Origin of the sequence: Paenibacillus urinalis, from assembly GCF_028747985.1 — a bacterium.
Classification (GTDB): Bacteria; Bacillota; Bacilli; order Paenibacillales; family Paenibacillaceae; genus Paenibacillus; species Paenibacillus urinalis.
On record NZ_CP118108.1, the window covers coordinates 162,727 to 185,928 of the forward strand.

Consider the following 23,202-nt stretch of genomic DNA (forward strand, 5'->3'; position numbering starts at 1 on the left):
ACCCTTGTCATTTGCGGCACAGACCAAAAAAGAACTAACCATGATCGAAAGCGAGCCTTGCTGTGAAAAAGCGGAGCTGTCAGCACTCATCCGTATGCTTGGAGCGGTTCAGCTCTCGAACAAAAAGGTTATTTTGGACGTTTCTACGGAGAATGCCGCGATAGCAAGGCGAATTTATTCTTTGCTCAAAAAACACTTTCAAGTGCACACCGAGTTGTTAGTTCGTAAGAAAATGCGGCTCAAAAAGAATAATGTATATATCGTCCGAATTCCGGCAAGAGTTCAGGAAATATTAAAGGAGCTTCACATCGTATCGGAAGGATTTATGTTCACACCAGGCATAGAGAAAGCGGTTATCCGCAAAAACTGCTGTAAGCGGGCTTACCTGCGGGGGGCCTTTATGGCTGGTGGATCGGTGAACAATCCGGAAGGATCTTCCTATCATCTTGAGATTGCATCCATGTATGAAGAGCATTGCCAGGCCTTAGTTGATCTTGCAAATGAGTTCAATCTGAATGCACGCTGCATCGAAAGAAAAAAGGGCTTTATTTTTTACATCAAAGAAGGCGAGAAGATCATCGAAATGCTGAGCATCATCGGTGCCCATCAGGCATTGTTCAAATTTGAGGACGTTCGAATTATGCGGGACATGAGAAATTCGGTGAACCGGATTGTAAACTGTGAGACGGCCAATTTGAATAAGACGATTGGTGCAGCTGTCCGCCAGATTGAGAACATCAAATTCCTGGATAAGGAAGTAGGGCTGGATACCCTGCCTGATAAGCTGCGAGAAGTCGCTGAGGTAAGGCTTGCCCATCCGGATATTAATTTGAAGGAAGTTGGGGAATTACTAAAAGGGACAGTGAGCAAATCGGGTGTGAATCACCGCCTGCGCAAAATTGATGAAATGGCTGAAAAAATTAGAACAGAGAAGGGTTTATTTACGAACTCAAACTTGTAGACAATAACTCTTTTTTTTTCTAGTTTCATTCATGCTATAATGGTATAATGTTTATAATTATGAAGTATTGATTGTTGTATAGATTTTGTAGAGGGGGTAAGTTTCCATGACAAAGCACCCGGTAGTAGTCCGTTTGAAGACGGGTCTTCATGCCAGACCAGCCGCACTATTCGTACAAGAAGCGAATAAGTACTCGTCTGAGATTTTTGTGGAAAAAGATGATAAAAAAGTAAATGCAAAGAGCATCATGGGAATTATGAGCCTTGCAATCAGCACAGGGACTGAAGTTGTCATTAGTGCAGAAGGTGCGGATTCAGAACAGGCTGTAAACGCTTTAGTAAGTCTCGTAAGCAAAGAAGAATTGGAGAACCAATAATTCCGCCATCTTTTTTGTAACGCCTAAATACAGAGAGAGCCTCGAGTAATCGCGATGCCATTAAAGCTGAATTCTAGCTTAATGACATAGTGATGAATCGTGGCTTTTTCGTTTTTTTGGACATGCTTGAGGATATTGAAACTTTTTTTAAGAAGACTGCGTCCAATGGTATAGATTGCAAATTCAAGGAGGTTAGATGAAGTGATGAACAAGAAATGGATGAAACCTTTCGCTGCCGCAGCCATTGCCGGAGCACTACTAGTTGGAGGATGGAGCTGGTCTGCAGGGGGGACGGCGCTGGCCCAAGAGGCAGCGGCAACACAGAACTTCGTATCGGTTACAGGAAAAGGTGAGATTGAAGTTAAGCCGGATATTGCCTACCTGTCTATTGGTGCATCATCGGAAGCGGATACTGCAGCGGCGGCACAAAAAGCGAATGCAGCCAAAATTCAAAAGATCACTACACTCTTGAAAAATACCTGGAAAGTGGACAGCAAGGATATTCAAACGAATCAATTCTATGTACAGCCCAATTATACTTACAGCGAGAAGGATGGACAGAAAATTAAGGGCTACACCGCTTATCACACGCTTAAAGTGTCTTACCGTAATCTAGAGAAAGTCGGTGAGCTGCTGGATGCTGCGACCAATGCAGGAGCCAATCAGATCGATAACGTTGTATTCTCTATCGAGGATACAGAAGCGTTTGAAACACAAGTGATAGACAAGGCGATGGCGAATGCGAAGCTTAAAGCTGGAGCGATCGCAAATGCGGCACAGCGTCAGCTGGGTATCGTTCTTAGTGTCAGCCAGGGAAGTATTGATGAACCAGTAGCTTATTACAAGGAATCCATGGAGCTGCAGTCTGCTGCTTCAAGTCAAGACAGCGCCAACACAGCAATTGAGAGCGGAGAGATCAAGCTGTCTACACAGCTGACGGTTCGATATGAGCTGAAGTAAAATTTTTTACCCATGGAATTTAGAAAAATAAAAAATCCTCGGTCCTGAATTTCAGGATCGAGGATTTTTGTTATGTCTTACAGACCTTGTTCAGGTGTGGAAGACTCCAGAACTTTGTCAACCAAACCGTATGCCTTCGCTTCTTCAGCGGACATGAAGTTATCGCGGTCTGTGTCACGCTCAATGCGCTCCAGCGGCTGTCCTGTACGTTCAGCCAGAATGTGGTTCAGCTTATCACGCATTTTGAGAATACGGCGTGCGCGAATTTCAATATCAGAGGCTTGACCTTGTGCTCCACCAAGCGGCTGATGGATCATGACTTCACTGTTAGGGAGAGCAAAACGCTTGCCCTTCGCACCAGCGTTAAGCAGGAAAGCGCCCATTGAAGCAGCCATACCCATACAGATTGTGGAGACATCGGGCTTAATAAATTGCATTGTATCGTATATCGCCATACCCGCAGTGATGGAACCGCCAGGGCTGTTAATGTATAAATGAATATCTTTTTCCGGATCTTCCGCAGCTAGGAACAGCATTTGAGCAATGATGGAATTAGCGACGACATCGTTGACATCACTGCCAAGGAAAATAATGCGATCTTTCAGCAGTCTGGAATAAATGTCATAAGCGCGTTCACCGCGATTGCTTTGTTCTACGACCATAGGAATATAACTCATGCGAAAAACCTCCTCAAAAAAATTTAGAGTTTAAGTTCACGAGACACGAGAACAGGAACTACATCTACATATACTCACTGTTTCCGTATTAACCACATCATAAACAATTTCAAACAAAAAGTCAAAGAAAGTCAAACTATTTTGATAAAAAAAGAAACCTGCTCGGTTTCATCGGTTAATTGTATATGGAACCATTAATAATAATGGCGCGCCCGCGAGGAATCGAACCTCGATCTCAGGCTCCGGAGGCCTACGTCATATCCGTTGGACCACGGGCGCATGTTATAACTGTCGGTGACAGCAATATTGATTATATCCGAATGTAAAAAAATTTGCAAGAGAGTCTCCCGATTGAGTTTGATGTGAGCCATATATGTACAACCTATAGATGAAGGGAATAATTGAAGGGATAAGAGAATGAGATACAACTTTCAAATTGTGATATTTTACACAAGCGAATAAAGGGAAAAGGCTTTGTAAAATATACTTTTGGACCCCTTGCATCGCACGTCAGATTTAGTTAAAATATACGTGGGACTTAAAAAGTTAACCCGGGACATTTTTAGTCCACCTCAGAGACCGGAATGAAGGAGCTTGCGGAAGTGGATAGCATGCGAACGATATTAGAAGTGCAGAAGCAGCTTCTACCTGATCTCATGGACGTAATGAAGAAGAGGTATACCATTCTACGCCAGATCATGATTTCGGAAGTGATTGGAAGGAGAACTCTTGCGAACGCCATGGATATGACAGAGCGTGTACTTAGAGCAGAGACAGATCTGCTGAAGTCGCAAGGACTCATAGAGATCGAGACGGTGGGAATGAGAATCAGCCAGGCTGGAGAAGAGCTGCTTGAAATGCTTGAACCGGTAGCCAAGGAACTGTTTGGACTATCGGAGATGGAAGAGCAGATTAGAAGAACTTATGGACTTCGTAAGGTCATCGTCGTTCCAGGTGATTCTGAGAACTCAGAGTATGCCAAGCGTGAGCTTGGACGTGCCGGTGCCAAGGCGCTTCTCAGCGTCATGAACGATGAAGACGTTGTAGCTGTAACGGGCGGTTCCACGACAGCAGCGATAGCAGAGCATCTGACCCCTTCATCTTCTAAGAGAGATGTATGGTTTGTGCCTGCACGTGGCGGACTTGGAGAAAGTCTGGAGCTTCAGGCAAATACGATTGCTTCCATGATGGCCAAGAAGCTAGGAGCACAATATCGGCTGCTGCACGTACCTGATCTACTAAGCAATCATGCCTATGATTCACTTATACAAGACTCCAACATACAGGAAATTCTGGATATGATCCGTAAGGCACGCATCGTGATTCATGGAATAGGCGGTGCGATGGAAATGGCCAAACGGCGCAAGCTGGCGCCTCAGACGGTTACTGAAATTCGCGATGAAGGTGCGGTGGCAGAATCCTTCGGCTATTATTTCAATAACGAGGGAGAGGTCGTCCATACGATGCTGACACTAGGTATGCGTTTGGAGGACATTAGACACACTGAGCTTGTTATCGCCATCGCAGGCGGTAAGAGCAAGGCAGCTTCGATACAGGCGGTGCTTCGCTTCGGACAGGAAGATATTCTTGTCATTGATGAAGCGGCGGCAGCTGAAATTGTTAAAGATTTATAGAATTTGATTCACTGATTCGTTGTCTTGATGGGCCCTAACAGGCTTGTCTTGAATATATAAAATAAAAGCAAAACTTGGGAGGAACTTACTCATGGTAAAAGTAGGTATTAACGGTTTTGGACGTATTGGACGTAACGTATTCCGCGCAGCGCTGAACAACAGCGATGTAGAAATCGTAGCAATCAATGATTTGACAGACGTAAGCACTTTGGCTCACTTGCTTAAATACGACACAACTCATGGTCGTCTGAACGCAACTGTAGAAGCTAAAGAAGGCGCGCTGATCGTTAACGGCAAAGAAGTTAAAGTATTTGCTGAGCGCAACCCTGAGAACCTGCCTTGGGCAGCTAACGGTGTTGAAATCGTTGTTGAGTCCACTGGTATCTTCACAGCGAAAGAAAAAGCAGAAGCTCACCTTAAAGGCGGAGCTAAAAAAGTTATCATCTCTGCTCCAGCTACAAACGAAGATATTACAATCGTTATGGGCGTAAACGAAGAGAAATACGACCCAGCTAACCATACAGTAATTTCTAACGCTTCTTGTACGACAAACTGCTTGGCACCATTTGCTAAAGTTCTTGACGAGTCCTTCGGTATCGTTAAAGGTATGATGACAACTGTTCACTCTTACACTAACGACCAGCAAGTACTTGACCTGCCGCATAAAGACCTTCGTCGTGCTCGTGCAGCAGCTGAGAACATCATTCCTTCTACAACAGGTGCAGCTAAAGCTGTTAGCCTTGTATTGCCGCAACTGAAAGGTAAACTGAACGGTATGGCAATGCGCGTTCCTACTAAGAACGTATCCGTAACTGACCTGGTTGTTGAGCTTGGCAAAAACGTAACTGTAGACGAAGTAAACGCAGCGCTTAAAGAAGCAGCTAACGGACCGCTGAAAGGCATCCTTAACTACTCCGATGAGCCGCTTGTATCCAGCGACTACAACAGCGACCCAGCTTCTTCCACAATTGACGCTCTCTCCACTATGGTAGTAGGCGACAACATGGTTAAAGTTGTTTCTTGGTATGACAACGAGTGGGGTTACTCCAACCGTGTCGTAGACCTCGCTGCTTACATCGCAAGCAAAGGTCTGTAAGACCAACGATAGGAATTTAAAATAAGGTGAAGAGGAGAACAAGGCTTTTGGTCTCCTCTTCACCATGATTTTATCTTTAATGCCAGAGAACCGGGGAAACCGGATATAGAAGATTACATTATATAGAGATTATTACTTTTATCATGCTGCTGTTTAATAAAAATGGGCTGTCCACTTTAAGGCCGGACCGTAACTGCATATAAGATGCCGGTGATTGGCTGTGGTAGATAGCGCTTAGGAGGAACGTGGAGATGAACAAGAAAAGTGTACGTGATGTAGAAGTAACAGGAAAACGCGTTTTTGTTCGCGTCGATTTTAATGTACCGCTCGAAGATGGAAAGATTACGGATGATACTCGTATTCGTGAAACACTGCCAACGATCAAATATTTGATCGAGAACGGTGCGAAAGTGATTCTTGCGAGCCATATGGGTCGTCCAAAAGGTGAATTCGTTGATTCTCTTCGTCTGACACCTGCTGCAAACCGTCTGTCCGAGATGCTTGGCAAACCGGTTGCAAAAGCGGATGAAGCTGTCGGTGAAGCAGTAAAAGCAGAAATCGAGAAATTGAACAACGGCGACGTGCTTGTGCTTGAAAATGTCCGTTTCTATCCTGGAGAAGAGAAGAACGATCCAGAACTTGCAAAACAATTTGCAGAACTGGCTGACCTTTTCGTGAACGATGCATTTGGTGCAGCACACCGTGCTCATGCTTCCACAGAAGGTATCGCGCATCATCTTCCAGCTGTATCTGGCTTATTGATGGAGAAAGAATTGTCTGTACTTGGCAAAGCATTGTCCAACCCAGAGCGTCCTTTCACAGCCATTATCGGCGGATCAAAAGTAAAAGATAAAATTGATGTGATCGACAACCTGTTGAACCTTGCAGACAACGTACTGATCGGCGGAGGTCTCACTTACACATTCTTCAAAGCTCAAGGTCATGAAATCGGACTTTCACTTCTGGATGAATCCAAAATGGACGTTGCTCTTAGCTTCATCGATAAAGCGAAAAAGCTGGGCAAAAACTTCCTTCTGCCTGAAGACATCGTAATTACGAAAGAATTCAGCGCTGATGCAGAAACGAAGATCGTCAACATCGATGAAATCCCTGCAGATTGGGAAGGCATTGACATTGGACCGAAGACACGTGCGAAGTATGCAGAAGTGATCAAAAACTCCAAGCTGGTTGTATGGAACGGACCAATGGGCGTATTCGAGATTGAGCCATTCTCACATGGTACTCGTCAAGTTGCAGAAGCTTGTGCAGCAACGGAAGGTTACACTGTAATCGGCGGCGGCGATTCTGCAGCGGCAGCAGAGAAATTCAATCTTGCTGACAAGATGGACCACATCTCTACAGGCGGTGGTGCTTCCCTGGAGTTCATGGAAGGCAAAGCACTCCCAGGTGTTGTGGCATTGAACGATAAATAATTTTGAATCCCATTTGAGGAGGCGATAAACGGTGAGCAGAACAAAAGTCATCGCAGGTAACTGGAAAATGTTTAAAACTGTACCGGAAGCCACTTCGTTTATCGAAGCGGTAAAAGGCAAAGTCGAAGCAGAAGGCGTGGAGAGCGTAATTTGTGCTCCTTTTACGAACCTGCCGGCTTTGGTAGAAGCAGTGAAAGGCACAAACATCAAGATTGGTGCACAAAACCTTCACTTTGAAGACAATGGCGCATTCACAGGTGAAATCAGCGGTTTGATGCTGAAGGATCTGGGTGTAGATTACGTGGTCATTGGACACTCCGAGCGTCGTCAGTACTTCAACGAAACCGACGAGACCGTGAACAAGAAAGTCCACGCTGCATTCCGTCATGGTCTTACACCGATCGTATGTGTAGGCGAGAAATTGGAAGAGCGTGAAGCAGATCAAACGAAGGACGTTTGCAAAGTGCAAACAGAGGCGGCTTTTGCAGGACTTGCTGCTGACCAAGCAGCTCAAGTGATTGTAGCTTACGAGCCAATCTGGGCGATCGGAACAGGCAAATCTTCGACTGCAGAAGATGCAAACGAAGTTATTGCTTACATCCGCAGCATCATCAAAGGTCTGTACAACGAAGATGTAGCGAATGCGGTTGTTATTCAATACGGCGGAAGCGTGAAGCCAGCGAATGTAGCTGAATATCTTGGACAAAGCGATATTGACGGTGCATTGGTAGGCGGAGCAAGCCTGGAGCCTGAATCCTACATCGCGCTCGTTCAGGGGGCGAAGTAAGATGACTGCACCAAAACCTGTAGCTCTGATTATTATGGACGGCTTCGGACTGCGTAACACAGAAGTGGGTAACGCAGTAGCTCAAGCGAAGAAGCCGAATTATGATCGTTACATGGCGAAATATCCGCATACAACCCTCACTGCTTGCGGTGAAGCGGTTGGACTGCCGGAAGGGCAAATGGGGAACTCGGAAGTAGGTCACCTCAATATCGGTGCAGGTCGTATCGTATATCAGGATCTAACTCGGATCTCCAAGTCCATTCGTGAAGGTGAATTCTTCGATAACGAAACACTCGTAGGCGCAGTTCGTGCTGCGAAGACAACGGGTAAAAAGCTTCACCTGTACGGACTATTGTCCGACGGCGGTGTTCATAGCCATATCAATCACCTGTTCGCTATGCTCGATCTGGCTAAAAAAGAAGATATGCACGATGTTTACATCCATGCATTCCTCGATGGACGCGACGTATCCCCGGACAGCGGTATCAAATTCCTGGAGCAATTGAATGCAAAAATTGCGGAAGTGGGCATTGGTAAAATCGCAACCGTGCAAGGACGTTATTATGCAATGGACCGCGACAAACGCTGGGAACGTGTAGAGAAGTCTTATCGTGCGATCGTGTATGGAGACGGACCGGTATATACGGACCCGATGGTGGCTGTCAAGGAATCCTACGAGAAATCCGTATTCGACGAGTTCGTTGAACCAACGGTCATCGTTAAGGAAGATGGACAACCTGTGGGACTCGTGGAAAGCGGCGATTCTGTTATATTCCTGAACTTCCGTCCTGACCGTGCAATTCAGCTGTCTCAAGTGTTTACCAACCAGGATTTCCGTGGTTTCGATCGTGGAGACAAATTCCCTGAGGGACTTCACTTTGTATGTCTTACACTCTTTAGCGAAACCGTTGAAGGATATGTAGCATACTCTCCGAAGAACCTGGATAATACACTTGGTGAAGTGCTTGTTCAGAACAACAAGAAACAGCTTCGTATTGCGGAAACAGAGAAGTACCCGCATGTTACTTTCTTCTTCAGCGGCGGCCGCGATGTTGAGCTTCCTGGCGAGACTCGCATTCTTATCAATTCGCCGAAGGTGGCAACTTATGACCTGAAGCCTGAGATGAGCGCTTATGAAGTTGCGGATGCTTGTGTGAAGGAGATCGAGGCAGACAAGCATGACGCGATCATCCTGAACTTTGCAAATCCAGACATGGTGGGTCACTCCGGTATGCTGGAGCCAACGATCAAAGCAGTAGAAGCGACCGATGAATGCATGGGTCGTGTGGTAGAGGCTGTTCTTGCAAAAGGCGGCGTTGTACTGATCACAGCGGATCATGGTAATGCGGATATGGTATTTGACGAGAACGGCAAACCGTTCACAGCACATACAACAAATCCGGTTCCATTCATCGTGACATCTGAGAATGTAGAGCTCCGCGATGGCGGAATTCTGGCAGATATCGCTCCAACGATCCTTGATTTGATGGAACTTCCGCAGCCTGCGGAAATGACCGGACATTCCGTTATTTCAGGACGCAAGTAAGCTGTTAAACGAATCGATTTGCAATCCTATGCGCGTATAGGGTTTAATGATAGAAGATGCTATGCTAGCTAGCAAAAATGAATCGAAGAATAAAGGAGAGTAATTACTCATGACAATTATTTCTGACGTATACGCACGCGAAGTCCTTGACTCCCGCGGTAATCCTACAGTAGAAGTTGAAGTATATACAGAGTCCGGTGCAATCGGACGCGCAATCGTTCCATCCGGTGCTTCCACGGGTGCACACGAAGCGGTTGAGCTTCGTGATGGCGACAAAGACCGTTACCTTGGTAAAGGTGTATTGAACGCAGTTAAGAACGTAAACGAAAAAATCGCTCCAGAAATTATCGGTATGGACGCTCTTGATCAATTGGGTATCGACAAACTGATGATCTCTTTGGATGGTACGCCAAACAAAGGTAAATTCGGTGCGAACGCAATCCTTGCTGTATCCATGGCAGTAGCCCGCGCAGCTGCAGACGCTCTTGATCTTCCACTGTATGTATACCTTGGCGGATTCAACGCGAAACAGCTTCCAGTTCCAATGATGAACATCGTTAACGGCGGTGAGCATGCGGACAACAACGTGGACGTACAAGAGTTCATGATCCTGCCTGTAGGCGCTCCTTCCTTCAAGGAAGCTCTTCGTACAGGTGCTGAAATCTTCCACAGCCTGAAATCCGTTCTGAAAGCAAAAGGACTGAACACAGCTGTAGGTGACGAGGGCGGTTTCGCTCCTAACTTCACTTCCAACGAAGACGCTCTTGGCGCGATCATGGAAGCTATTGAAAAAGCAGGCTACAAACCAGGTGAAGATGTTCTTCTTGGAATGGACGTTGCTTCCACTGAGTTCTACAAAGATGGCAAGTACACACTCGCTGGTGAAGGCAAATCCTTTACTTCCGCTGAGTTCGTAGACCTTCTTGCTTCTTGGGTTGATAAATACCCAATCGTTACAATCGAAGATGGCTGCTCCGAGGATGACTGGGAAGGTTGGAAGCTCCTTACTGAGAAACTGGGAGACAAAATCCAACTTGTTGGTGACGACTTGTTCGTTACAAACACAGAGCGTCTTGGTAAAGGTATCGACGAGAAGATCGGTAACTCGATCCTTATCAAAGTTAACCAAATCGGTACACTTACAGAAACATTTGATGCAATCGAAATGGCGAAACGCGCTGGTTACACAGCTGTTATCTCCCACCGTTCCGGTGAATCCGAAGACAGCACAATTGCTGACATCGCGGTTGCAACAAACGCAGGACAGATCAAAACGGGTGCACCTTCCCGTACAGACCGTATCGCGAAATACAACCAACTTCTTCGCATCGAAGATCAATTGGGTGAACTCGCTCAATACAACGGCCTGACTTCCTTCTACAACCTGAAAAAATAATAAGCTAACCGCTTAGTACGGAGAGTCGCCCATCGGGGCGGCTCTTTTTTTGGCTTACCCCCAGTGTATGATGCACGATTGCAGTTTAATGTTCGTTCTGCCGATATAGAGGAGAGAAAGGAGGTGCGTAATGGATATCGCAGCAATGTCTACAGTCATGTCCATGACAGCCGTTAAGCAGGCAGCATCCATTCAGGTGCTGAATATGGCGAAGAGTCAAGCGGAAGTGATGGGCAATCAGATGGCGCAGATGCTCTCTCAGAGTGCGCCGCATCCGACCTCAGGTCATTCGATTGATCTGAAAGCTTAAGGACTTTCGGATTGTATATGTGCAGAGCGTATGGTACAATAAAAATATTGTTTACTGCGTGGAGTTACGCACATTTCGTATAGGAGGTGGAAGTTATGGATATCGTTTTGAAATTGCTTCTCGTTATTTTCGCCATCGGTGTAATCGTCGTCGTTCTTCTTCAACAAGGTAAAAGTGCGGGTCTTTCCGGTGCCATCTCCGGCGGTGCGGAACATCTATTTGGCAAAACCAAAGCACGCGGATTGGAACTTGTATTGCAACGGGTTACAGTTGGTCTCGCAGCAGGGTTTATGATCCTTGCGATTCTCGTCGCTGTATTTGAATAATTCAACACATGGACGCTTAGAGCCTTCGTTCCTCAGAGGAACGAAGGCTCTTTTGTAACTAAGGCGATTTGCCTGATTTGAGACTCATATTGATGGAAGGTCCCTATTTGGGTATATACAAAATCCATTCTTGGATTAAATTCGTGTATACTAGGGTAAGATTTTACTAATGATAATCAAGACTGACAAAGTACATAAAGGCCTACTCTTATGTTTCCTAGAGGTGAACTAAATGATAACTGAACAACAATTACTTGATTTTATGCTGGAGACGGCCTATAAACCGATGACGTATCAAGAGCTGGAGCAGCATTTCGGCATCGAAGATGCGGCTGAGTTCAAAGCGTTCTTGAAGCTTCTGAATCAGCTCGAGGACGAGGGAAGAATTGTCTTGACCCGTACGAACCGTTACGGTGTGCCAGGACGCATGCAGATGGTGAAGGGAAGATTGCAGGCTCACGCGAAGGGCTTTGCTTTTCTCATACCCGAGGATCGTGAGCATCCGGATGTCTATATTCATGCAAACGACCTGAAGAGTGCGATGAATGGAGATACCGTGCTGGTTCGTGTAACCTCCAAAGGTCCGGAAGGCGGGCGGCTGGAAGGTGAAGTCATCCGTATCGTCAAGCGCGCGGTAGTACAGGTCGTTGGCGTGTTCCAGAGCCAAGAGGTATATGGGTTTGTTATTCCAGATGACAAGCGTATTAATCGCGATATTTTTATCCCGAGGACGGGCTTTAATAATGCGGTGGACGGCCAGAAGGTTGTCGTCAATATCGTAAGCTATCCGGAAGGTCGTGCTGCTGCAGAAGGGGAAATCATCGAAATTCTTGGGCATAAAGACGACCCGGGTATCGATATTTTGTCCGTCATTCGCAAGCATCAGCTGCCTGAAGCATTCCCGGAGGAAGTTATAGAAGAGGCAGAACAGGCCCCTGACTCCATTACGGAGGATGAAATTATTAAGCAGGGACGCAGAGATCTGCGCGGGCTGAATATTGTAACCATTGACGGTGAAGATGCGAAGGACTTGGATGATGCGGTCAACGTAGAGCGCCTGCCGAATGGCAATTATCGTCTAGGCGTTCATATTGCCGATGTCGGTTACTATGTACGCGAGAATTCCAAGCTGGATCAGGAAGCGTATAACAGGGGCTGCAGCGTGTACTTGGTAGACCGGGTTATTCCGATGCTGCCGCATCGTTTATCCAATGGAATATGCAGCTTGAATCCCCAAGTGGATCGGCTGACCATGTCCTGTGTGATGGAATTCAATGAGCAGATGAAGGTCGTAAACCATGAGGTCTTCACCAGTGTGATCAAGACTAAAGAACGTATGACCTATAAGAATGTGTACAAAATCTTGGAGGAAGAAGATCCTGAGCTGATCGAGCGGTACAGCGAGCTGGTGGACGACTTCAAGCTGATGAAGGAAATCGCGATGAAGCTGCGTGACATGCGTATGCGCCGTGGCGCGGTAGACTTTGATTTTGAAGAGAGCAAGATTCTTGTGGATGAGGAAGGTAAGCCGGTTGATATCGTCAAGAGAGAGCGTACGGTGGCGGAGCAGATCATTGAGGAATTCATGCTGGCGGCTAACGAAACCGTAGCAGAGCATTTCCACTGGCTGAAAGTGCCGTTCATCTACCGTGTCCATGAGGACCCGGATCAGGAGAAGCTGCAGAACTTCCTGGGCTTCGCTGCAAACTTTGGGTTTCACGTTAAGGGACGCGGGAATTCTATTCATCCAAGAGCGCTTCAGTCCCTGCTTGAAGATATCCAAGGCACGAAGGAACAGACCGTTATCAGCACGATGATGCTTCGTTCCATGAAGCAGGCGAAATACGATTCCGAAATGTCCGGACACTTTGGTCTGGCTGCGGAATTCTACAGCCACTTTACGTCACCGATCCGTCGTTATCCGGATCTTGTAATTCACCGTGTCATGCGAGAAGTGTTCGAGAATGGCGGCGCGCTTCCCGAGAACCGACAGGAGTACCTGGCGAGCCGGATGCCTGACATTGCTCAGCAATCTTCAGAGCGGGAACGTGTAGCCGTTGAGGCCGAACGTGACACCGAGAAGATGAAGAAAGCACAGTATATGCTCGATAAGGTCGGAGAAGAGTTTGACGGCATGATCAGCAGTGTGACCAGCTTCGGAATGTTCATTGAGCTTGAGAACACGGTAGAGGGTCTCATTCGTCTCAGTATGCTGACCGATGATTATTATCATTTTGATGATCAGCACATGATTCTTATTGGCGAGCGGACCTCGAAGATATTCCGTATCGGGGATGAAGTGAAGATCCGTGTAGCACGGGTGAATATGGATGAGTACACCATTGATTTTGAAATGGTAGACATGAAGCCCCGGCAGGAGCGCGGACCTGGTGCCGGCTTCGGCGGCGGATCCCGCCGCGAGGGCCGTGACGGCCGCGGAGGCAGAGACAGCCGAGGCGGTAATCAGGGCGGACGGGACAGCCGAGGCAAGGGCGGCAGCGGTGGAAACCGCGGCAAGAATGGCGGCAGAGCCGGACAGCAGGGAGCTTCCGGTACAGAATCACGCGGAGGACAGAGCTTCGGCTTTGGCTCCGGCAAAGGCGGCTATAACTCACCAGGCGGATCCTCTACCGGTTTTGCAGAAGGCGGACGTGGTGGACATTCAGGCCAGGGTAAGGGCCGCAAGAAAAAAACGTCGAAGAGCGGCGTATTCGTTGGCGAACAAGCAGCACAGGCGCCAAGCGGCAACCCGGCTAAAGGTGGAGAAGGCTCCGGCAAGCGCAAGCGTAAGCCTAAAGGGAAAAGCGGCGGAAACGGAATGGCCGCATTTGTCCGTAAGAAAAAGAAATAGAATCCGTATAGCCAGTATGATTAGGTCAGCCAGAGATATCTGGTTGGCCTATTTCTATAGATTTCTTTAAGTTCTCATTGTGTGCAAGAGCCTTCCTTTTACTTTACCGGTTATAAACTGCGGTGGTGCTTCATATAATCGGCGGGGGCAATACCATAATACCGTTTGAACGTCTTGCTAAAGTGGGGATAATCCGTATACCCCGTTCGCTCGCACGCTTCGGATGCGCTGCAGGCCTGCTGCTCAAGCAGTATTCTAGCTTCCTCCATTCGCAGCTTGATGAGATACTGTACATAGCTCGCCCCTGTTTCCTCCTTAAACAGCCTGCTGAAATAGGTTACAGACATCCCCGCCATATCTGCAGCCTGCTGTACGGAGAGGTCGCTTGCATGAAGGTGCTTCCGCGTATGAGCAATTGCTCTTAGAATCTGGTTACGTGAGCCAAAATTGCGTTCTTGCTTAATCTGGTCTAAGAGAAGTGATACATATTGAAGAAAGGCGGCTTCGGGTTCGGAGGAATCCAGCTGAATCGCTGCGCCTTTGTTTGAAAGAAGATAAGATACATCAATTCCCCGCGTCTTAAGCATCTCGCTAAGATCTAATTTGATCTGATTGATGATCAGGTTCGGGGGTCCAGCAGGCGCATCCTGCGGCAGTCCTTGCTCCAGCAGGTGGACAGCTGCTTGACGGGCTGCCGTCTCATCCAATCTCCATATGCTGCTCTCCAGCTCGTTTAGCAGCTCCAGCTGATGAACGACCCATTGCTTCTGGTGAATTAGCTGATGTTTGCGGGACTCGATTTTGTGAAGGATCGATTCAAGTGCTGCTCTGAATTTGTCAGGGCTTACCGGCTTGACCAGGTAATCTTCCACACCAAGCTGCAGTGCAGTCCGGGCGTATTCGAAATCACTGTAGCCGGAAATAATGAGGAACACAACATGGGGGTTCACTGCTCTAGCCTTTTCGATAAACGTGAGTCCATCCATCGCAGGCATGCAGATGTCTGTTACAATCAGATCAGGCTGCTCGGATAGCAGCAGGAGTGCTTCCTGTCCATCCTCAGCCTCACCGACTACCTGATACGGGAGCCCCGAGGACTCCACCTGCTTCGCAAGACTGGCATGAATCATGTACTCATCATCCGCGATAATGACTTTATACATACAAGATCCCTCCTTATTTGTTATGGACGGGCCGGCTGTAAACGGAGTGGCAGTTTAATTTCAATGATGGTACCGGCAGGACCGGAGGAATGAACGCTCAATCCATAATGACTTCCAAAGGACAGCCTAAGCCGCTCATGAACACTGGTGAGCCCGATTCCGCTGGATTGAAGCAGTGGTTCCCATTCTACTCTAGATTCCTCACCGTTCCTGAAGAACTGATTCAGCAGCTCCATTCGATGCTCATCCATTCCTTTACCATGATCCATAATTCGCAGTATATAATTCCCTTCCGTATCCGCTGTTCCCGTCAGACCGATATAGGATGGCGGCAGACGGTGGTGCTGATAGCCGTGAATAAATGCATTCTCAACGAGCGGCTGCAGTGTCAGCCGAACCAGCGGAATTTGATCCATTACAGACTCCTCGATGCAGATATCGACCGTTAATTTTCGGTACCTCGCCTTTTGGATATCCAAATACGCCTTTAAATGTCCGATCTCCTCCCGAAGCGAAACAATTTGATGAGCATTCTTCAGGTTATAGCGGAACAGATCGGCGAGTGAGGTTGTCATTCGGCTGATCACCATTTGGTTGTCGAGGATGGCATGAGCATTAATGACTTCAAGTGTATTGTACAGAAAATGAGGATTAATCTGGGATTGCATCGCATGAAGTGCCGATTCCTTCTGCTTCAGACTCAGCTCACGCTCTTTGAGCTTGGCGGATTGAACCTCGCTTACGAGTCGTTTGAGCTCACCGACCATATGGGAATAGCTGCGGAACAGCCCGCCGATCTCATCCTTGCGCCCGGTCATACGGGTGATAGGGGTAGAAAAATCACCGGATTGTACGCGTTTCATGAAATGCTGGAGCAGCGATAAGGCGCGGCTGATCTGTAAGGAGAAGCCGCCCATAACAAGCAGCGTCACCAGCATAATGATGACAAACAAATATACGGTGGTTGATCTTAGATTAAGGAGCTCGAACACGACGGCATTCTTAGGCTGCTCCAGTGCGACCGCCCATTTGGAGAGAGTGGCCTCCTCATATAATAAAATATTTTCGTTGTTGCCTTCGTATTCATGTATTAAGCCGGCAGGCTCTGCTGAGAATTTCTCCGCAAGGGATGCAGGTAAGAGATCGTTAATTCGTTCCTTGTCCGGATGATACAGGATGCGGTTATTTTGCGTATCGGCAATCCACAGGTGAAGGTCCTCCCTGGATACGTTGCTGCAAATACCGGCAATCTGATCGAGATTCAGATCGACCACGAGCAGTCCCTCGTAGAGATAGCTTCTACTGCTCGATATTTTTCGGATTATTGTCAGCACGGGCTCTGAACCAATATAGCGGATCCCCGTCATATGAAAATCGTCCATCTGATCCATGTCCGCTAACAGCAGCCGATTACGCTGCCTGATGCTCCGCATATCGAGCATTTCTTCCGAGCGGCTGTAATCACTGACCTGCATCCCGTTCTTGGCAAGAACGGAGAGCCCGACGAGATCATCACGTCCATATAGCATTTGGGCGAACAGTCCTTTTTCGATGGCATCAGATAGCTTCAAGTATTCATAAGGGGTCATGCTGGTACGATTGATTAGGGTTTGGATATGCGGATTCGAGAGAAAGGGGTAGGTTGAAGTTTCAAGATTAGATATATATAGATTCAGATATTCGCTGGTTTGAGTCACGATTCGTTCGTTGGATGCGATAGCAGACTCTTCAATGGTGCGAGTCGATGCATTGTACCAATAGGAGCCGAGGATGATTACAGGCAGACAGACAAAGATCAGGCTGATTGCAATCAGTCTCTTATTAATAGACAGGCTGGATAAGATATGAACCACCTCTCTTTGCGATGTGAATCAGGTGAGTGCAGGAAAAGACAACTAGAGTAGGATTAACCATTCCTCCCTCACTTACAATATTTACAATATAAGATGTGGATGGAATTACTATAGCGGGGGGCGGTTAAATGGTCAAGCGTAAGAAGGTGTCCGTACTCGTATGTATGCTGCTTGTGTTCTCTGTATTCGCAGCAGCTTGCAGTGGAGGGGGAACGAATGGAGGCAGTGAAGGAGCTGGCACAGATCCAGACAACAACGGGGGAACGTCTCAGGAAGAGGTAGCTATCACGCTGGGATATTACTCTGATGGCAAGAGTGATGCCAAAATGAAGGAACTGATCGAGAAGTTCACCGCCAAGTTTCCGCATATTAAAGTAGACACGCAAAGTGCGCCGTATGGTCAGTTCTATCAGAAGCTCGACACACAGATTGCCGCAGGCAAAGCACCGGATGTCTGGCTGTCGGACGGGGCGCTCGTCATGAAGTACGCCGAGAGAGGCACGCTGAAGGACGTAACCGAGTGGATCGACCGTGATCTGAACAAGGATGACTATTACGGACTGGAGTTCAACAAGGATGCAGATGGACGATACTGGGGCATTCCGCAAGGCATTCAAATCGGGGTCCTGTATTATAACAAGGATTTGTTTGATAAAGCCGGAGTCGAATATCCGACAGAGGAGTGGAGCTGGGAGGATCTGAAGACAACTGCGACTCAGCTGACGGTAGATGGAAGCGGAAAGGCTGCTGCAGAGGAAGGGTTTGATACGAATACCGTTAGTCAGTTCGGACTTACTTTCTTCAGCATAACCGAGGGCTGGTTTACGGTACTGAAATCGTACGGCGGCGGCATTCTTGACGAGACCGGCACACAGTCAATTGTAGACTCCGACGGCAATAAGGAAGCGATGAACTGGATTGTCGATGGTATGCAAAAAGGCATCTTCACCGATCCCGTGGATCTGAAGAGCTTCCAGAGTGCGATGGCTGTGTTCCCGAGCGGGTCAGCCGCGATGCGGATCGGTATTTATGCCCGTGTTCAGGCAGCTAATGAAGCGGGACTGAATTATGATGTCACCGTACTGCCGACAGGCCCGGACGGCAAACGCTTTGCTCCGGTTATTGCGAACTCATGGGTCATCAGTGCGAAAGCCGATGAGGCTAAGGCAGCTGCAGCATGGGAATGGATGAAGTTCTGGGCTACGGAGGATGAGGTGCAGAAGGAATGGGCAGCGCTTGGGGAGGCCGTTCCGGTCAAGAAGTCAGTAGCTAACTCCGACGTGTTCTTAACCGCTGGGGAGAAGCCTGAGAATCGCCAGGCGTTCCTCGACAGCTTTGAATTTGCCGGGACACTGGATACCAATGCCGTATGGGAAGAGTGGGTATCCAAATTCAATGAGAATGCAGAGCGCGCTTTCCTTGGTGACGCTACGGTGGATGAGTCACTGACGAAGGCTAATGGAGAAATTCAGGATGTGCTGGATGCATTTTATGAGAAATAACGAAGCCAAAGGAGCTGCCGCGGATGACACTAAGCAAATCGACGAGAGCCGTGCCCAAGAGAGGGCATAAGCTAAAGTCCGCGGGCCGCAGCCGCTACTTGCGATCGGAAGGAAGATGGGGACTCCTGATGGTGTCCCCGTATCTTATTCATTTCGTCGTATTCGTCGCCGGCCCGCTACTTGTCTCCCTGTATTTCAGCTTTTCCGATTATGACATGCTGACCCCGCCGCAGTGGATCGGGACAGAGAACTATAACAAGCTGTTTAACGAGCCGCTGTTCTGGAAGTCGCTGTGGAATACGATCTATTTTGCCATTTTGTTTGTGCCGCTGCAGACGATTCTCGCCCTGGTTCTGGCTGTGATGCTGAATCAGAAGCTAAAAGGACTCAAATGGTTCCGAATGGCACATTTTATCCCGGTTATCTCTTCGTGGACGGTCATCCTGTATGTTGCGGATGCGATTTTTAATCCTCGGTTCGGATTTGCCAACTCCCTGCTGGTGAAGTGGGGATTTGAGCCGCAGCAATGGCTGAACAGTGAAAACTGGGTTATTCCGCTGCTCGTCATTATTGCCGTATGGAAAGGCATCGGGTACATCATGGTGCTGTTCCTGGCAGGTCTGCAAAATGTACCGAATGAGCTGTACGAGGCTGCTGAGATGGATGGTGCAGGTGTGCTTCGCAAATTCCGGAGCATCACTGTGCCGCTGATCTCGCCGACGACGTTTCTAGTCATTATACTCAGTACAATCTCCACGTTTCAGGCGTTTGAGCAGATCTATGTCATGACAGGCGGCGGGGACATTGCAGCAGCAGGAGGTCCGCGTGATTCCAGTCTTGTACTTATGCTGTATCTGTATCGTGAAGGGTTCTCGTTCCTCCACATGGGCTATGCCTCGGCCATTGCCTGGGTGCTGTTCGTGATCTTATTCAGCCTGACGCTCGTGCAGATGAAGCTGCAGAACCGCTGGGTGCATTACAACTAGGTGGTTAGAGGTTAGAGTTCGGTCGCTAGAAGCTAGATCCTAGAACCTGTTCACTAGAGCTAATCACTGGTGCTCATTCAAGCACTTGATCTAATCAGATTAGCAGTAATAAGGTCTATTTTTAAATGATAAGAAGCGTCTTCCTATAGGAAGGAGGTCAATCCATGAAATCCTCTGGTAAGAAATCCGGTAAGATCATTGCTTATATCGCAATCGTGATCAGCTCGCTCATCATGCTGGTTCCTTTTGTTAAGGCGATTCTGAACTCATTAAAAACATATGCAGAATACACCGCCGTACCGCCGACCTGGTTCCCAAAAGACTTTCAGTGGTCCAACTATGCGGAGGTATTAAAGCTGGGCGATTTCGGCACGCAGACGATGAACAGCTTCATTGTTGCCATTCTGTCTGTGGTCGGAACCTTGCTGTCCTGCTCACTGGTGGGGTATGCCTTTGCCAGGCTCCGTTTTCCCTTTAAAAACGTTCTGTTCATGTTTGTACTCGGCACGATGATGATCCCTCCCGTGGTTATCATCATTCCACATTTTATCATCTTCAACTCGATGAACATGCTGGATACACTTACACCGCTGTGGGTTATTGAATGGCTTGCCCAGCCGTTCGGCATCTTTCTGATGCGGCAGGCTTTTCTCAGCATACCGGGTGAGTATGAGGAGTCAGCGAAGATGGAAGGAGCCAATCCGCTGCGGATCTACTGGCGCATTTATATGCCTCTGAGTCTGCCGTCGCTCGCGACACTCTCTATTTTTACATTCATGACCAAATGGAATGAGATTCTGGCACCGTCCATTTATTTGAGCTCCAGCGAGAAGTTTACACTGCCGATCGGCATCTTGGGTCTAAAAGGTCAATGGGTCGGCAATGAGCAGCTGATGGTCGCTGCGGCGCTGATGAGCTTGCTGCCGATTCTGCTCGTATTTCTGTTTGCGGAGAAGTACTTCGTGCAGAACCATACGGCGTCGGGCATTAAATGATACGGAACTGGATGTTGCCCGTAAGGAGGGAGAGTAAGGATGGATCATAATGAGGCAAGTCGGGAAGATCAGGACAAGACAAAATCATCTAATTATAATCCGCTTCCGCGTGCTCACTCGCAGCTGCGTACTGACAGGCAGGAGGATGGCATTGTGTCTCATGACCGTTTATTTCCTGTCGCGGCTTTCAGTGGGACCCTGATCGAGTACAGCCTTTCGGAAGCAATGAGAATTACGGCTGAACTTGGTTTTGATGGTATTGAGATTGCCTGTCGTTCTCCTCACCTTCCGCTAGATATGCCGCTTCAGGAAGCCAGAAAAGTGAGAGAGCGGGCAGAGGAGCTGGGACTTGCCATTCCAGCCTTAGCAGGATATGTCGGATACTTCTCTAACTTGACGGTAGAGGAGTGTAAGGCTGCTGTAGAAGATGTTCGGCAGCTCATTCAGATTGCAAGTGTACTGGGCGTCCCTTATGTTCGTGTGTTTCCGGGTGGCCCCAATGCATTTAAGGCAGAGGAGCATCACTACGAGCAGGCAGCCCGGTATTTGCGAGCCTGTGTAGAAGAGGCGGCGGAATCAGGGGTTCAAATCCTTATTGAGATTCATAACCAAACGCTGACAGAGGACGCCGTTAGCGCTATGAAGCTGCAGGGATTAACAGGGGATGACAGGCTGGGATTCATCCATGATGCAGGCAACATGTACATCTCCGATGTTGATTATGGGGCTGAATCGGTTCAGCAGCTCGGTGCTTCTCTCCGCCATGTCCATGTAAAGGATGAGCGGAGAATGGCGACTGCGGGTGAGGAAGGGACGTTTGTCAATCTGACTCGCCACGGGAATGAGGCATTTATGCAGTGCCGTTTGGGAGAGGGCGAGGTAGATCACGCGCCGCTGCTGGCGGCTCTGCATCAGAGCGGATATAGCGGGTGGATTACGCTGGAATGTGCAGCGCCTTATCCTGCGGTCGAGCGCCTTGCTTATGACCTGAAGGAGATTCAAAGATTGATGGCAGAGGTGAAGGCACAGCACCAGAGATAAAGGGGAAGCCGCTAGATTCAGGCGTTACTTGGGAAGTGGTACAGGTGAGATGAGGGATTCAGCAGTAGCAGCAGCATAGGGAAGTAAAAAGAGCTAAAGTGAAGCTGCAATTTTATTGGTGAAAGGCAAGTGCAATTGAAGATAGAGGCGAGGGCGGAGAGCATTTAAGCAGAGTTAGGCGTATTGGAGCATGACATTTTGTAAAAATCTCTTAGTGGAAAGGAGAGGTATGATGTCATCTGTAAGAGGCTTGCCGGGATCACGAAGGGCGGAGAGGTTTGCGGTGATCGGCTGTCAGCATCCGCATATCTCGATTTTTATCGAGGAGATGCTGGAGCTCGGTTATGCGTGTGCGGGCATATTTGAACCAGGTGATCCAGTGCTGGCGAATCAGCTGGCTGCCAAGTACCAGCTGCAGCTTGTAGACAGCAGTAAGGAGCTGCTTGAGCCGGAGCAGGTTCGAATCATAGGGAGCTCTGCCATCAATAACCTTAAGCTGGGGATCGCGCTCGAATGTGAGAAATACGGCAAGCACCTGATGCTGGATAAGCCAGCGGTTGTTCACTGGAAGGGGTATAACGAGCTTGAGGAGCTAATCAATAGAGGGAATATTCAGTTAGGGATGCTGTTAACAGAGCGTTATCGACCTTCATTATATACGCTGCGCGAAATGGTGCTGAATGGTGAGCTGGGAGAGATCATGAGTATTACCATGCGGAAGCCGCATCGGCTGCGGCCGGAGACCCGTCCAGCCTGGCACTTCAACAAGCAGGAGTCGGGAGGCATTATTATTGACTTGCTGGTGCATGACTTTGATCTGCTGCGCTGGCTGACGGGTCAAGAGATTCACAGCATTCAGGCAGCAATGGGCAAGAGAATCCTGCCACAGTATCCAGACTTTTACGATACGGCCGCTGTTCAAACCGTACTGGATGGCGGGGTAAGTGCTCAGCTGTATGCGGATTGGCATGCCCCGGAGAAATGCTGGACTTGGGGAGATGGACGCATCTTCGTGACAGGCACCTTGGGGAGCGCCGAAATTCGGCTCGCAGGTGATCCGGCAGCGAAGCTGGATGGTGAAGAGGAGCTGCTGCTCGTGATGACCCATGAGGAGCCCTTGCAGCAAGTGCCGCTGCGTATGCCTCCTGTTCGCATCGTGGAGGATTTTATAAACCGGATTGAGGGGAAGCCGCATGAATTTACGCATGAGGATCTCTTGGCAGCTACAAGAGCCACACTGCTGGCAGATGAGCAGGCAGAGCGGGTCCATGTTTACTCTAAAAAGGAACATATAAAGAAAGGGTGAGTG

20 protein-coding genes and 1 tRNA gene are annotated in these 23,202 nt (G+C 48.2%); 17 read left to right on the forward strand and 4 right to left on the reverse strand.

Annotated features, from left to right (window positions below; genetic code table 11):
• The first annotated feature begins 4 nt into the window (after positions 1-4).
• The 3 genes from whiA (at position 5) to PUW25_RS00820 (ending at position 2,297) form a co-directional block, all read left to right on the forward strand.
• On the forward strand, positions 5-961 hold the full coding sequence (whiA, locus tag PUW25_RS00810; protein WP_047913897.1) for a DNA-binding protein WhiA: 957 nt from the start codon (positions 5-7) through the stop codon (positions 959-961).
• A gap of 106 nt (positions 962-1,067) precedes the next feature.
• Positions 1,068-1,337, forward strand: a complete 270-nt coding sequence (locus PUW25_RS00815; protein WP_047913898.1) for an HPr family phosphocarrier protein — start codon at positions 1,068-1,070, stop codon at positions 1,335-1,337.
• A 204-nt stretch (positions 1,338-1,541) separates the two neighbouring features.
• On the forward strand, positions 1,542-2,297 hold the full coding sequence (locus tag PUW25_RS00820) for an SIMPL domain-containing protein (RefSeq protein ID WP_047913899.1): 756 nt from the start codon (positions 1,542-1,544) through the stop codon (positions 2,295-2,297).
• 77 nt (positions 2,298-2,374) lie between these two features.
• Here PUW25_RS00820 and clpP read toward each other — a convergent pair whose 3' ends face one another.
• Both clpP and PUW25_RS00830 read right to left on the reverse strand, forming a co-directional pair.
• Positions 2,375-2,974: an ATP-dependent Clp endopeptidase proteolytic subunit ClpP gene (clpP, locus tag PUW25_RS00825; RefSeq protein ID WP_047913900.1), complete on the reverse strand. Its 600-nt coding sequence runs from the start codon at positions 2,972-2,974 to the stop codon at positions 2,375-2,377.
• A gap of 204 nt (positions 2,975-3,178) precedes the next feature.
• Positions 3,179-3,253 (reverse strand) — tRNA-Arg (locus PUW25_RS00830).
• 332 nt (positions 3,254-3,585) lie between these two features.
• Between PUW25_RS00830 and PUW25_RS00835 the strand changes: the two genes are divergently transcribed.
• The 9 genes from PUW25_RS00835 to rnr all read left to right on the forward strand — a co-directional run bounded on the left by PUW25_RS00835 (position 3,586) and on the right by rnr (position 14,353).
• Positions 3,586-4,608 (forward strand): sugar-binding transcriptional regulator, encoded by a 1,023-nt coding sequence (locus PUW25_RS00835; RefSeq protein WP_047913959.1) that lies wholly within the window; start codon positions 3,586-3,588, stop codon positions 4,606-4,608.
• 91 nt (positions 4,609-4,699) lie between these two features.
• Positions 4,700-5,704: a type I glyceraldehyde-3-phosphate dehydrogenase gene (gene gap, locus PUW25_RS00840; protein WP_047913901.1), complete on the forward strand. Its 1,005-nt coding sequence runs from the start codon at positions 4,700-4,702 to the stop codon at positions 5,702-5,704.
• A 251-nt stretch (positions 5,705-5,955) separates the two neighbouring features.
• Complete coding sequence (locus PUW25_RS00845) at positions 5,956-7,137, forward strand: phosphoglycerate kinase (protein WP_047913902.1); 1,182 nt, start codon at positions 5,956-5,958, stop codon at positions 7,135-7,137.
• Positions 7,138-7,168: 31 nt separating this feature from the next.
• On the forward strand, positions 7,169-7,924 hold the full coding sequence (gene tpiA / locus PUW25_RS00850; protein ID WP_081872774.1) for a triose-phosphate isomerase: 756 nt from the start codon (positions 7,169-7,171) through the stop codon (positions 7,922-7,924).
• Between the two features lies 1 nt (position 7,925).
• Positions 7,926-9,470, forward strand: a complete 1,545-nt coding sequence (gene gpmI / locus PUW25_RS00855; protein WP_047913903.1) for a 2,3-bisphosphoglycerate-independent phosphoglycerate mutase — start codon at positions 7,926-7,928, stop codon at positions 9,468-9,470.
• Positions 9,471-9,579: 109 nt separating this feature from the next.
• Positions 9,580-10,866 carry a phosphopyruvate hydratase gene (gene eno / locus PUW25_RS00860; RefSeq protein WP_047913904.1) on the forward strand — a complete coding sequence of 429 codons (1,287 nt, stop codon included), beginning with the start codon at positions 9,580-9,582 and terminating at the stop codon, positions 10,864-10,866.
• Positions 10,867-10,996: 130 nt separating this feature from the next.
• Positions 10,997-11,176: a YjfB family protein gene (locus PUW25_RS00865; RefSeq protein ID WP_047913905.1), complete on the forward strand. Its 180-nt coding sequence runs from the start codon at positions 10,997-10,999 to the stop codon at positions 11,174-11,176.
• Positions 11,177-11,271: 95 nt separating this feature from the next.
• Positions 11,272-11,502 (forward strand): preprotein translocase subunit SecG, encoded by a 231-nt coding sequence (gene secG / locus PUW25_RS00870; RefSeq protein WP_047913906.1) that lies wholly within the window; start codon positions 11,272-11,274, stop codon positions 11,500-11,502.
• Positions 11,503-11,734: 232 nt separating this feature from the next.
• Positions 11,735-14,353: a ribonuclease R gene (gene rnr / locus PUW25_RS00875; protein WP_047913907.1), complete on the forward strand. Its 2,619-nt coding sequence runs from the start codon at positions 11,735-11,737 to the stop codon at positions 14,351-14,353.
• A 110-nt stretch (positions 14,354-14,463) separates the two neighbouring features.
• On the opposite strand, the gene PUW25_RS00880 is transcribed toward rnr, so the two are convergent.
• Positions 14,464-15,516 (reverse strand): response regulator, encoded by a 1,053-nt coding sequence (locus PUW25_RS00880; RefSeq protein ID WP_047913908.1) that lies wholly within the window; start codon positions 15,514-15,516, stop codon positions 14,464-14,466.
• 20 nt (positions 15,517-15,536) lie between these two features.
• Entirely contained in the window at positions 15,537-17,369 is a 1,833-nt protein-coding gene (locus PUW25_RS00885; RefSeq protein WP_205055145.1) for a cache domain-containing sensor histidine kinase, read from the reverse strand.
• Positions 17,370-17,497: 128 nt separating this feature from the next.
• On the opposite strand from PUW25_RS00885, the gene PUW25_RS00890 reads away from it, so the two are divergent.
• The 5 genes from PUW25_RS00890 (at position 17,498) to PUW25_RS00910 (ending at position 23,199) form a co-directional block, all read left to right on the forward strand.
• Positions 17,498-18,871, forward strand: coding sequence for an ABC transporter substrate-binding protein (locus tag PUW25_RS00890; protein ID WP_274338506.1), 1,374 nt, complete (start codon positions 17,498-17,500; stop codon positions 18,869-18,871).
• Positions 18,872-18,894: 23 nt separating this feature from the next.
• The gene (locus PUW25_RS00895; RefSeq protein ID WP_076315564.1) at positions 18,895-19,857 is read left to right on the forward strand and encodes a carbohydrate ABC transporter permease; all 963 of its coding nucleotides are present in this window, start codon (positions 18,895-18,897) and stop codon (positions 19,855-19,857) included.
• 164 nt (positions 19,858-20,021) lie between these two features.
• Positions 20,022-20,852 (forward strand): carbohydrate ABC transporter permease, encoded by an 831-nt coding sequence (locus tag PUW25_RS00900; protein ID WP_205055146.1) that lies wholly within the window; start codon positions 20,022-20,024, stop codon positions 20,850-20,852.
• 39 nt (positions 20,853-20,891) lie between these two features.
• Positions 20,892-21,893 (forward strand): sugar phosphate isomerase/epimerase family protein, encoded by a 1,002-nt coding sequence (locus tag PUW25_RS00905; RefSeq protein WP_081872776.1) that lies wholly within the window; start codon positions 20,892-20,894, stop codon positions 21,891-21,893.
• Between the two features lie 232 nt (positions 21,894-22,125).
• Positions 22,126-23,199 carry a Gfo/Idh/MocA family protein gene (locus PUW25_RS00910; protein ID WP_047913913.1) on the forward strand — a complete coding sequence of 358 codons (1,074 nt, stop codon included), beginning with the start codon at positions 22,126-22,128 and terminating at the stop codon, positions 23,197-23,199.
• The last annotated feature ends 3 nt before the right edge of the window (positions 23,200-23,202 follow it).